Origin of the sequence: Pseudomonas frederiksbergensis (assembly GCF_001874645.1) — a bacterium.
Classification (GTDB): domain Bacteria; phylum Pseudomonadota; class Gammaproteobacteria; order Pseudomonadales; family Pseudomonadaceae; genus Aquipseudomonas; species Aquipseudomonas frederiksbergensis_B.
Map to the genome: position 1 here is coordinate 4,065,518 of NZ_CP017886.1, position 12,488 is coordinate 4,078,005.

General features: G+C 57.8%; 6 protein-coding genes and 2 pseudogenes. 1 reads left to right on the forward strand and 7 read right to left on the reverse strand.

Annotated elements, in window-relative coordinates:
* Positions 1-234: 234 nt before the first annotated feature.
* A pseudogene (locus BLL42_RS31105) lies at positions 235-837 on the forward strand (glycosyltransferase family 39 protein); the annotation flags it as partial.
* A gap of 1,189 nt (positions 838-2,026) precedes the next feature.
* Here BLL42_RS31105 and BLL42_RS19525 read toward each other — a convergent pair.
* The 7 genes and pseudogenes from BLL42_RS19525 to BLL42_RS19555 form a co-directional block, all read right to left on the reverse strand.
* Entirely contained in the window at positions 2,027-2,311 is a 285-nt protein-coding gene (locus BLL42_RS19525; RefSeq protein ID WP_071553543.1) for a putative quinol monooxygenase, read from the reverse strand.
* A gap of 57 nt (positions 2,312-2,368) precedes the next feature.
* The gene (locus BLL42_RS19530) at positions 2,369-3,985 is read right to left on the reverse strand and encodes an FMN-binding glutamate synthase family protein (RefSeq protein WP_071553544.1); all 1,617 of its coding nucleotides are present in this window, start codon (positions 3,983-3,985) and stop codon (positions 2,369-2,371) included.
* Positions 3,986-4,095: 110 nt separating this feature from the next.
* A complete protein-coding gene (locus BLL42_RS19535) occupies positions 4,096-5,481 on the reverse strand; it encodes an ATP-binding protein (RefSeq protein ID WP_071553545.1) in 1,386 nt (461 codons plus the stop codon).
* Positions 5,478-7,289: a DAHL domain-containing sensor histidine kinase gene (locus BLL42_RS19540; protein ID WP_071553546.1), complete on the reverse strand. Its 1,812-nt coding sequence runs from the start codon at positions 7,287-7,289 to the stop codon at positions 5,478-5,480. The genes BLL42_RS19535 and BLL42_RS19540 overlap by 4 nt, the downstream gene beginning before the upstream one ends.
* A pseudogene (locus BLL42_RS19545) lies at positions 7,286-8,244 on the reverse strand (cytochrome-c peroxidase). Before BLL42_RS19545 ends, BLL42_RS19540 begins: the two are co-directional and overlap by 4 nt.
* 44 nt (positions 8,245-8,288) lie before the next feature.
* The gene (locus tag BLL42_RS19550; RefSeq protein WP_071553547.1) at positions 8,289-10,166 is read right to left on the reverse strand and encodes a putative bifunctional diguanylate cyclase/phosphodiesterase; all 1,878 of its coding nucleotides are present in this window, start codon (positions 10,164-10,166) and stop codon (positions 8,289-8,291) included.
* Entirely contained in the window at positions 10,163-12,469 is a 2,307-nt protein-coding gene (locus BLL42_RS19555) for a GGDEF/EAL domain-containing response regulator (protein ID WP_071555798.1), read from the reverse strand. The genes BLL42_RS19550 and BLL42_RS19555 overlap by 4 nt, the downstream gene beginning before the upstream one ends.
* Between the last annotated feature and the right edge of the window lie 19 nt (positions 12,470-12,488).

The following is a 12,488-nucleotide window of genomic DNA, read 5'->3' on the forward strand; positions in this document are numbered from 1 at the left end:
AAAAAAACCGACCTGAGTAGCCGTGTTAGCTAGCCTTTATTCATGGCTGCAGGCCGTTTACAGAGCCTAGCGTAAGCACGGACCCACGATAACGGTGAGCAGCCCGTGGGTAGGCACCTGTTTCTATCAGGGTTACGTTTTCAGGAAGGCAATATGGGCTTTCAGCATCGTGACAATTCGGGGTTTGTGTCCCTGGGCTCATCGCTAGACAGCGGTGGGTGGGTGCTTGTCATGATGCTCGCGATCGTTGTTCGGTTTTACAACATCAGCCTGCCTTATTTCTGGACCGATGAAGCGTTCTCGGCGTTGGTGGGGGTTCAGGCGCCGGGGCGTATCTGGTTTCACTTGGGGCATGACGTTCATCCGCCGCTGTATTTTTTATTTCTCCATGTCTGGATGGCTGTTTTTGGTGAGGGTGTGTTTGCGATTCGGGCCATGAGTGCACTCGCGGGTGTTGCAACCGTCGCGCTGGGTATGTGGTTGATGCGATTGATCACCACACCCAGGGTGGCCTTGTTGGCCGGGCTCTTTCTTGCCTTGTTGCCGATCTCTGTTCGCTACAGCCAGGAAGCCCGGATGTATACGCTGGAGGGGGTGTGGCTGCTGGGGGCAACCATCGCCTTGGTCTATTGGCTTAAAAGCGTTCGCAACCGCTACCTGGCGAGTTATGTCGTGCTCATGACCGCTGCGTTATACACCCATTACCTGGCTGTTTTATGTTTGCTGTCTCACTGGTTGTACCTCGTTGTCTTGCGCTTCCAGCGAGATGAAACGGTTCATTACCTTTCGCGACCGATGTGGTGGGTCGCGACTGTGGCGATTGTTCTTCTTTATAGCCCTTGGTTGATCAGCCTGGGCGATGAACTGTTCTTAAATACCGAGAAACTAAAGGCGGGAGGGGATATTTTCTGGATACCTGAATTGACGATGTATACGTTGCCTTCAGCGGTCTGGAAGTTTTTAACGGTGAAGAGTGGGCTGGAGTTTTCAAGCCCTGTTTATGTCATGCTTCCAGCGTTGGTGCTGGCATCGATGGTGTGGGTCGGGCTCAAGGCAAGAAGCCGGTTGAAACTTGAGTTATTGCTGGTTATCTACGTGCTGTTGCCGGTGTTGGTTGTTTTTATGGTGTCATTCGGTTTTCCCATATTTGTTGAACGCTACATGGCATTTGCGGCGCTGGGCTTGCCGATGATAGCGGCGTTGGCTGTCAAGCGGATTGCACGTCGGACGCTTGCCTTGGCGTGGACGTTTGTCCTGTTGATTGTCGGCGTTCAACTCATCGGGCTGAATACAATCTATAAACAACAGGATGATCTGGATGATCCGCGCAATGAGTCCCTGTATCCGCTTGACGATATTGTGTCGCGTATCAATAAGAACGCTATCGCCGGGGATAACATCATTGTGGATGGTGCGTACTGGTATTACAGCGTGGCTTACTACAATCGTTCCGACATTCAACCCTGGTTGTATCAGGCGCCTTGGGATAACAGCACGGCTAACCGACCCAACGGTTATGGTGCGTCCACGTTGATTTACCAGGATCGAGATAAAGTCTTTCTCGATAATCTTGTTAGCGTACCGCCTGATATCAAGCGAGTGTGGTGGGTGACATCGACGCGTCTGGTGGATGATGAAAACCATTTTCCAGGCAATTGGCAGTGCGTGTTCGCGCAAGGCGTGGGGGACATGGAGCTTCGACTCTATGAGACCCGGGCCTCCGCAGGCCAAACCACCGGCGGCTGTTCTACCCAGCCACCTGATGGTCACGAGTATGCGTTACACGGCATTGGCCTCAAAACGGTCAGCCCGCGCCATCTGCCACATCCGTGAATAGCACTCGCCATTGACCTCTCCAGTGAGCAACTCCCTGGTACGCGATGGGATTGCTCGTCGGAAGCTACGGCCTACCTGTTATTTCTGACAGTAGACGGATGCCTCGTCTGGTGCCTACAGACGCCTGCTGGAAAGGGGCGCGGCGGTTGAGTGTATTTAATTGTCCCGTTTTTTGTATCTCGCATGGGGATCAGAACTCATCCATCAGCACAACAATGCAATCTTTGGCCTGATAGCGGTTGATTTGCGGCACCAACCTTCTGAAGTGCTCCGACTGGCAATGAGCATCCAGCGCGGCCTGATTCGGCCATTGTTCGACGAAGATGAAATGCCCCGGGTTTTTCTGGTCGACGAACAGGTCGTAGGCGATGCAATCCGGCTCCTGTCGTGTTTTTTCCACCAGTTCGGTGTACCACGGGCGTACGGTTCCGATGTGTTCGGGTTTGATGAAATCCTGGGCAATCACTTTCAGCATGGTTTCTTCCTTGGAAAATGCGCCAACCTCATAACGAGATTGGCGTTCAAGCTATCGTCAGGCAGCCACTTCATTGGCCTCAAAACTGTCAGCCCGCGCCATCTGCCACATCCGTGAATAGAATTCGCCATTCACTTCACCTGTGAGCAACTCGCCGGGTTTGAGGAACACATGCAGTTGCGAAAACAGTTTGATCTCGGTGGCTGACATGCGTCGTACCAGATGTTTGGCCGACAGCTGTGACGGGTGTTCGAGACCGGCAGCGGCGAGCATTTCGGCCAGGGCCTTGAGGGTGCTGCGATGGAAGTTGAACACGCGCTGGGCTTTATCCGGTACCACCAGCGCGCGTTGGCGCAGAGTGTCCTGAGTGGCGACGCCGGTCGGGCACTTGTTGGTGTGGCAGCTTTGCGACTGGATGCAGCCGATGGCGAACATGAAACCACGGGCCGAGTTGGCCCAGTCGGCGCCAATCGCCAGGACGCTGGCGATGTCGAAGGCGCTGACGATTTTGCCGCTGGCACCGAGTTTGATCTTGTCCCGCAGGTTTAGGCCCACCAGAGTGTTGTGCACAAACAGCAGGCCTTCGCGCATCGGCACGCCGATGTGGTCGGTGAACTCCACGGGGGCGGCGCCGGTGCCGCCTTCCTTGCCGTCGACCACGATGAAGTCCGGCAGGATGCCGGTTTCCAGCATGGCCTTGGCAATGCCCATGAACTCCCACGGGTGGCCGAGGCAGAACTTGAAGCCCACCGGTTTACCACCCGACAGCTCACGCAGTTGCTTGATGAAGTGCATCATTTCGATCGGCGTGGAAAACGCAGTGTGGCGTGACGGCGACACGCAGTCCTGGCCCATCGGAACACCGCGAGTGTCGGCGATTTCCCGGGTCACTTTGTGTTTGGGCAGGATGCCGCCGTGGCCGGGTTTGGCGCCCTGGCTCATTTTGATTTCGATCATCCGTACCTGCGGGTCCTGGGCCTGGGCGGCGAAGCGTTCCGGGTCGAAACGACCGTCGGCGGTGCGGCAGCCGAAGTAGCCGCTGCCCAGTTCCCAGGTCAGGTCGCCACCGTGTTCGCGGTGGTAGGGGCTGATGCTGCCTTCGCCGGTGTCATGGGCGAAGTTACCGAGTTTGGCGCCCTGGTTGAGGGCGCGGATCGCGTTGGCGCTCAGCGAACCGAAGCTCATGGCCGAGATGTTGAACACCGACGCCGAGTACGGACGGCTGCACTGCGGGCCTCCAACGATTACCCGGAAACTGCTTGGGTCACTCACGGGCGCCGGGCGCATCGAATGGCCGATGAACTCGAAACCCGACTGGTACACGTCGATCAGCGTGCCGAAGGGTTTGTCGGCGCTTTCGTTCTTGGCCCGCGAATAGACCAACGAACGCTGGGCCCGGGAGAAGGGCAGGGCGTCGCTGTCGGATTCGAGCAGGTATTGGCGGATTTCCGGGCGAATGCCTTCCACCAGATAACGGATATTGCCCAGGATCGGGTAGTTGCGGCGGACCGCGTGGGGGCTTTGCAGCAGGTCGAAAATACCCACCAGGCTCAGCAGGCCAGTGACGATGGAGATTGGCCAGAGCCAGTCGTATTCAAGAAACGGCAGGCTGGCGAGGGTGAAGATCACACAGACGGCAAAGAAGGCGTAGCGGCTCAGGAGTGACAGGCTCATACGGTTTCCTTGGGTTCGGACTCGGTTTTTCTAAAGATCGCAGCCTTCGGCAGCTCCTACAAGGGATAGGTGTAGGCGCTGTGCCGAAGGCTGCGATCTTTTCTGCGGATTCAGGTTGCGAGATTTGACTGGCGAATGGGCAGTTCGATCCGAAAGGTGGTTCCCGCCCCGACTTCGCTGCGCACCGTAATGTCCCCGCGATGCTTTTTAACGATGCCATAAGACAATGACAGGCCTAATCCAGTCCCTTGGCCCACCGGTTTGGTGGTGAAGAAGGGATCAAAGATTTTCTGCAGGCATTCGGGCGCGATGCCGGAGCCAGTGTCCGCCACTTCGACCCAGACTTTTTCCCCGGCAACGCCATTACTCAGGGTAATGGTCCCACGTTCGGGCCCCATGGCCTGGGCGGCGTTGACGATCAGGTTCATGATCACCTGATTGATCTGCGAGGGCAGACACTCGACCTCGGGAAGCGTCTGATAGTGCTTGATCACATCGGCCTTGTACTTGAGTTCGTTGGCGACAATGTTCAGCGTCGAATCAATACCCACTTGCAGGTTGACCCACTGCCACTCCTGGCTGGCGTCTACGCGTGAGAAGTCCTTCAGGTCCCTGACGATTTGCCCGACCCGGTTGATGCCGTCCTTGGATTCCTTGATCAGCAGCGGAGTGTCTTCACGCAGGAAGTCCAGTTCCACTTCTTTACGCAACGTTTGGAGCCGCTCGAGAAGCTCAATGGAGCCAATGGCTGCTTCGGCACTCTGATAGGCGTTGAGCACCACCTGGAACTGCTTGAAGTAGCCCTCCAGGGTGCCGAGGTTCGAAGATATGAAGCCGATGGGGTTGTTGATCTCATGGGCGACACCGGCCGCCAGTTGCCCCAGGGACGCGAGTTTTTCTGACTGGACCAACTGGCTTTCGAGTTGCTTGCGCTCGTCGATTTCCTGCTGCAGTTCCGCGGTGCGTTGCGCCACCAGGCGCTCCAGGTGATGCATTTGGGCGCTGGCACGTTCGGTCAAGTCCCATTTGCTGGTCAAGGTATTGGCCATCTGTTGGACTTCGATGTGGTCGAAGGGTTTTTTCAGGATCAGCAGCCGGTCGTGGGCCTGCAAGCGATTAAGCAATTCATCCCAGGAGTAGTCGGAATACGCGGTACAGACCACCACCTGCAAGCGCGGATCGGCTTGCCATAAATGCTCGATGGTTTCGGCACCGTCCCAGCCCTGGGGCATGCGCATGTCGACGAATGCCAGGGCGTAGGGGCGATTGTCGTGTTGGGCCTGGACAAGTTTGCTCAAGCCTTCCTGGCCAGCATAGGCCGAATCCAGTTCGAAGCGGGTGCTCGTCGCTTTGACTTGCGTGCCGAACAGCGCTGACTCCATCTCGTCCAGTTCGCCGTGTTGCGGCGTCACAGGCGTAAGGATCTTGCGGAAGTCGTCATGGATCGACGGTGTGTCGTCGATCAGCAGAAGGCGTCGGTTCGATGACTCACTCATGTTTCACCAACGGCGATTTTCAAGGGGATTTTCAAGGTGAACAGCGCACCTTTGCCCGGACCGTCACTGTAGGCCGTCAGATGGCCATTCATTTCGATGGCGGCGAGGGCACAGCTGTGCAGACCAAAACCGTGACCTTCCTTGCGCGTGGTGAAACCGTGGGCAAAGATCCGGGTCATGTTTTCGGCAGAGATGCCTTCGCCTTCGTCCTTGACGCTGACCTGCAGCGTGGTGTCGTCGACTACCTTGACTCCGAGGGTCATTTCCCGCGGGCGGTCGCTGAGGTCGGACATGGCGTATTTGGCGTTGCTGATGAGGTTGATCAGAATCAGCAACATGCGGTGTTTATCGCCCATGACCTTGGGCACCTCGGCGTAGTCCTTGACCACGGTTACGTGGTGGCGGGTCAGGGCGCCCGAGTTCATGCGCAGGGCGTCTTCGAGCAGTTCGCTGACCTGTAGCGGTTCCATCAGGCTGTTGGCCCCGGCGTAGGACTGTTGGGTGGCAACGATGTCCTTGATGTGGTCGACGCTTTTGCTCAACTGCGCCAGTTCTTCGGTCATGCCCTGCTGCTCAAGGGCAATGGCCTCCACCAGCTGATTCAGGTAGCCGGGCAGCAATTTGCCCTTTTCGTCTTCGGTGATGAAGTGGCCGAGGTCGCCCTGGTGTTCGTTGATCAGTTGCATCGCCTTGCCCAACCCCAGCGCCTTGCTGTTGCGCAGTTTGCGGGTGACCAGGTCGGCGGAGATGTTCACGCTGTTGAGCACGTTGCCAACGTTGTGCAGCACGTTGGTGGCGATCTCGGCCATCCCTGCCTGGCGTGCGGTGTCGAGCAGTTCGCTTTGGGTGTCCTTGAGTTCGCGGGTGCGCTCATCGACCCGATGTTCCAGGCCTTCATTGGCTGCTTGCAGGTCCCTGTTGACGCGGTTTATTTCCGCAAAACTGCGTAGCAGCCGGAGGGTCAGAACCAGCAGCAGAAGAACCAGCAGCGCTGAAAACACCAGCATGTACAGGTGATATCGCTGCTCGTTCGTATCGATTTGTTGCTCATCTTTATTGAGCAGGTCGGTGATGTCGTCCAGGCGTGCAGCCAGCGGTATCGCTTCGATCCGCGTCAGAAGGCGGTTGACGATCGGTTGTTCGCGCAGGATCAACGCGATGTGGTTGTTCAGCATATCCACCTGCCCATGAAGCTCATCGGGCAGACGCAGTTTGTTTACCGCCAGTTTGTTCTGGCCTACCAGAATGTCGGCGGCCTTGTCGTCGGAGGCGACCTGGGCGAACTCCAGACTGCTGAGCAACAGGTCGTAAGTGTCGGTGGCGATGTTCTGCAGTTGCAGTTTGTCGTGATCCGGGAGGTGGGCGAGCTGGTTCTGGATGTCGTCTTCGGCGGCTGGCAAGAAGGCCAGGGAGTTGCGCAATACCGCATTGTGGGACTTGAACTGCTCTACCAGGCGGGTCTTTTCCTTGATTAAAGTGAGGTAGGCGTCATAACGGGCCTGCCAGATGGCTGAGTCACTGCGCTCGTGGCTGGGTTCGATAACCTCGAATTGTTGCCACAGGCGAGTCATCTCGGTCAGGGGCGCGACCAGTGGATCGTAGTCGTGGCTGATGGCGATCCTGGCCTTGAGAATCTCGGTTTCCCATTGCGCGTTGAGTTGCTTCATCCGGCCAATCAAGTCTCGAGCGTCGGGATAGTTTGAGGCCGGGGCGGAGCTGGACTTTATGTACAGGAACACCAGTACGGAAGCGAGCAACAGGGTCATGCCGCTGAGCAGCAGCAGGCTGAGGCGACGGGACACTTTCATAACGGTTTGCCTCCCCATTCGCCAGTCAGGGTTCTGAGGAATGTGATGATCAGGGCCTTGTCTTCTTCGGTAGGGGGGCGCCCCAGTTGAAACTTGAACATCACATCGACGGCTTCTTCGAGGGTTTTCGCCGATCCGTCATGAAAGTACGGCGCGGTCACCGCGACGTTGCGCAGGCTGGGGACCTTGAACACGTTGCGGTCCTCTTCGTCGTTGGTCACCAGGTAACGCCCCAGGTCCGATTCAGTCAGATGGCCCCGCGCCTGGAAGTAATCGTCCATCACCCCGAACTTCTGGAACATGTTGCCGCCGATGTTGACCCCTTGATGACAGGCGATGCAGCCGTAGTCCTTGAAGCGTTGGTAACCGTATTTTCATCGAGGCTGAGAATGTCGGTGTTGCCCTGCAGGTACTGGTCGAAACGCGAATGGGTGCTGAGCAATGTGCGCTCGTAGGTGGCCAAGGCGTTTTGCACATTGGCCGCGGTCACCCCGTCGGGGTAAGCGTTACCGAACGCCGAGTGGTAGGCCGGGGCAGTGGACAGCGTTTGCACCACGTGTTCCCAGTTGCTGCCCATTCCAGTAGGGCTTTGCACCACGTCGTGAACCTGGTCTTCCAGGGTGTCGGCGCGACCGTTCCAGAACTGTCTGAAGTTCAGGCTGGCATTCAACACGCTGGGAGTATTGATGTTCAGCGGCTGGCCGTTGAAACCGATGGAAAATGGCTTGTCATCGGCGCCGCCCTTTCCCAGGTGATGGCAGCTGGCACAGGACAGGCTGTTGTTGACCGACAACCGTGTTTCGTTAAACAGCTGCCGACCCAGCTCGACACGCTGAGGGTCTTGCGCAGGTACCGGTGGCAGCGGTTTGAGGGGTTCGTCCAAAAGCTCGGCGCTCGCCGTCAGGCAGAGTCCGAGCATCAGTGCGGTGAGCAGCGTGAATCCATAGGGCGACATCTGATGATTCCTTTACCGGGTGCCTGCACTGTTGGGGCGTCGGTCTACGTGCGCGGTGGTATCTGTGTCTGTTGGCTGTCGGTGAGCAACTGTACGAATTCCTGGGGGAGCACGGCTTTGCTGAAAAAGTAACCCTGACCTTCCTCACACTGAAGGGCCTTGAGAAAGTCCAGTTGTTCCAGGGTTTCCACGCCTTCGGCGATGATATTGAGGTTGAGGCTCTTGCCCAGGCTAATGATGGCGCTGACCAGTGCGTTGTCGTTGTTATCACTGTTCAGCCCGCGAATGAATGACTGGTCGATTTTCAGCACATCGACCGGGAACCGTCTCAGATAGCTCAGGCTGGAATAGCCGGTGCCGAAGTCATCGATTGCCAGGCGCACGCCCAATGCCTTGATGGCGTGCAAGGTCTGCACGGTGGCCTCGACGTTCTGCATCAGCACGCTTTCGGTGATTTCGAGTTCCAGCCGCGTGGGATCAAAGCCGGTCTGCTCGAGGATTTGCACGATACCGTCGACAAAATCGCGTTGACGGAAGTCGATGGCGGAAACGTTGACGGACATACTGATCGGGGGTAACCCGGCCAACTGCCAGGTGTGGGCTTGTCGGCAGGCCTGGGTCAACACCCATTTGCTCAGGGGAATGATCAGCCCACTGTCTTCGGCCACCCCGATGAAGTCTGTTGGATACACCCAGCCATGACCGGGTTTCAGCCAGCGAATCAAGGCTTCCGCACCGACCACCTTGCCGGAGCGCAAATCAAGTTTGGGTTGGTAATGCACGACGAACTCGTCGCGTTCCAGCGCCAGGCGGATGCCGGATTCGGTGCTTTGCTGTTCACGGGCGCGCTGATTCATCTCGTCGATGAAAAAGCTGAAGTCGTTAAGGCCTCTTTCCTTGACGTTGTGCATCGCGGTTTCGGCTTTTTTGATGAGCGGCACGGCATCGAAACCGTCGTCCGGGTAGATGCTGATGCCCAGGCTGGCGGTCACGCTCAGGTCATGGCCGGCAATGTGCTGCTGGGTGCGGACGGCTTTCAGCAGCTTTTCGGCAATCCCTTGGGTTTGCTGGGGGTGGTGGATGTCCGCGAGGATTACCACGAACTCGTCGGAACCGTAGCGAAAGACCGAATCGGACTCACGCACCGTGGACACCAGGCTCTGGCCGACTCGTTTGAGCATTTCGTCGCCCACCGGATGGCCCAGTGCGTTGTTGATGCGCTTGAAGCGGTCCAGCCCCAGAAATATCACCGCCAGTTGTTTGTCGTGTCGCCGTGAAATAGCCAGGGACTGAGTCAGCCGGTCACCCAGCAGGGTGCTGTTGGGCAGGTCGGTGAGTACGTCGTATTGCAGTAGATGGGAGACTTTGAGCAACTCCTGAACGCGGTCCTCGATGGTTCGCTCCAGGCTGAGCATTTTTATCGCGGCGTCCTGGGCCATCTGCCATTTCCAGGTCAGGGCACTGGCCATCTGACGGATTTCCAGGCTGTCGAAAGGTTTTTTCAGCACCAGCAACTGATCGCCGAACGCCAGACGTTCGGCCATCGCTTCCCATGTGTAGTCAGAGAAGGCGGTGCACAGAGCAATTTGCAGGTGCGGGTCGGCCTCCCAGAGTCGTTCAATGGTTTCCAGTCCGTCCCAACCCGGCGGCATGCGCATGTCGGTAAACGCCAGGGCATAGGGCCGGCCTTCGGCTTGAGCGCGTTTGACCAGTTCCAGCGCTTCTTGGCCCTGGTAGGCGGAGTCGACGTCAAAGGTCGGGCGCACGGGGCGTTCGCTGCCAAACAACGCCTCTTCGGTACTGGCCAGCGTCTGATCGTTTGGCGCGTCGGGGCTGAGGATCTTGCGAAAGTCCTGATGGATCGAAGGCATGTCATCGATGATCAGGATGCGCCGGTTGGTGGGGGCGAGGGATAGTTTCATCCTCGGTCCTCCGGTGGATAGGGCGAGTCTTCAAGTATCGGGTTCGTTGTGCCGGGGAAGGTCGGTGGCACGATGCTGCCGGCCATCAGCAACGCAGCGGCCTGCTGGCTGCTGACGGCTTTGCTGAAGTAGTAGCCCTGTGCGTTCATCGGCGAGCCGGTGGAGATCAGCGAGCTGCGCTGTTCCTGGGTCTCGACGCCTTCGGCAATGATGCCGATTCCCACTTCGCGGGCGAAATTGATGATCGCGCGCAGGGTCGTCGCGCTGGCGGGATCACGGGTGGCAGTGTCGATGAAGGCCTGGGCGAGCTTGAGGTGATTGACCCGATAGGTCTTGAGGTAATCGAACGAGGAGTACTCGGTGCCGAAGTCATCGATGGCGATTTTTACCCCCAGTTCACGCAAGCGTGGCAGCACATCGTTGTGGGTCCATTTGGTTTGCGCCAGCGTCGCTTCGGTGACGTCGAAGCGCAAGTCACAGAGGCGGAGATTCCACAGTGCTGTGGTGCGCAGCACGTCGTAGATCAGGTCCGGGCCACTCTTGAGCTGGGCCAGCGAGAGTTTGATCGCAATCACCGGTGGCGCCATGCCCTCGTTGCGCCATTGATGCATTTGCTGACAGGCCCGATCCAGCAACCAGTGCCCAAGCGCGATGATGACACCGGTTTTTTCCGCTGCTGGAAGAAACATATCGGGTTCCAGTATTCCTCGCTCTGGATGACTCCAGCGAACCTGAGCTTCCATGCCGAGGATTTTCCCGGTGCTCAGGTCGACTTCGGGCAAGTAGTGCAGTTCGAGCTGGTTTCGCTCGATGGCTTGTTTCAAATCGTTGGCAATTGACACCCGGTCGAGGACTTCCTGATTGATCTCCTCGGAGTGGAAGTGGTACTGGTTGCGGCCCTTTTCCTTGGATTGGTACAGCGCCATGTCGGCTTGAGCCAACAGACTCTCGGCGCTCACGCTGGTATTGGTGTAAGTGCTGATGCCGATGCTGACGGAAACCCGCACATTGTTGCCATCAAGTGTGTAGGGCAGCACCAGCTCATCACGGACCTTGCCCGCCAGGGTCGCCGACTGTGTCGGGTCGCCAACGTCGAACTGCACGATTGCAAACTCGTCACCACCGGGACGCGCCACCACGTCGTTTTCGCGGACACAGGCCTTGATGCGGCGGGCGACCTCCTGCAACAGCAAATCCCCGATGGGATGGCCAAGGGTGTCGTTGATGCGTTTGAAATGATCGAGGTCCAGGTAAAACACGGAAAATGTCGCTGCACCCCGACGCGCGGCCGCGAAAGCCTGGTGCAGACGTTCGAGGAGCGTTGCGTGATTGACCAGCCCGGTCAGCCCGTCGGTGCGGGCCAGCAGGGAGATATTCTCTTCGGCCTGCTTGCGTTCGGTGATGTCGATGATGATGCCTTCGACTTCCAGCAAGCGTCCGTCGCTGTCGCGCACCGGCACGTAGCGGTTTTCGACCCAGCGCCAGTCGCCGGTGCCGGTTCGCAGACGGAACTCGATGGACGCCCCGGCAGCGTGCCGGTCGAGTATCCGCGCCATGGCGTTGTCGACTTTGCCCTGGTCCTCGGGGTGAATCAGCTCCTGAGCCCAGTTTGCCGATGCCACCAATTGCGCTGCCACGTGACCGAACTTGGTGATGTTGTGGGAGATGTACATCAACGGGAATGAGGGTTCGCCGCGCAGCCGGTACAAAATGGTCGGGCTGTTCTGCACGATGATATTGGCGTCGGACAGCTCGCGGGTTCGTTCTTCGACCGCCTGCTCCAGCAGGGTCATCTTTATTGCGGCTTCTTCGGTCATTTGCCATTTGACGGTCAGGGTGCTGGCCATCTGACGGATTTCGATGGCATCGAAGGGTTTTTTCAGGATCAGCAGGCGATCGCCGAGTTCCAGCCGTTCGGCGATATCGTCCCAGGAATAGTCGGAATACGCGGTACACAGTGCGACTTGCAGCTTTGGATCGACCTGCCAGAGCCGTTCGATGGTTTCCAGGCCGTCCCAGCCAGGCGGCATACGCATGTCGATAAAGGCCATCGCATAGGGAAGGTCCTTGGCCAGGGCGGCTTCGACCTTGTTCAAGGCTTCAAGGCCCTGAAAGGCGCTGTCGAGCACGAAACCCAGGTCCGAAGCCACCACTTGCGTGCCGAACAGAGCTTCTTCGGCGCTGCTCAACGCATCGTTTTCGAGCGCGTGGGGGCTGAGGATCTTGGCAAAGTCCTGATGGATTGAGGCGGTGTCATCGACGATCAGGATCCGCCGGTTGTTCCGCGCAAACGGTGCCTTCATTGCAATGCACCGTTGCAGA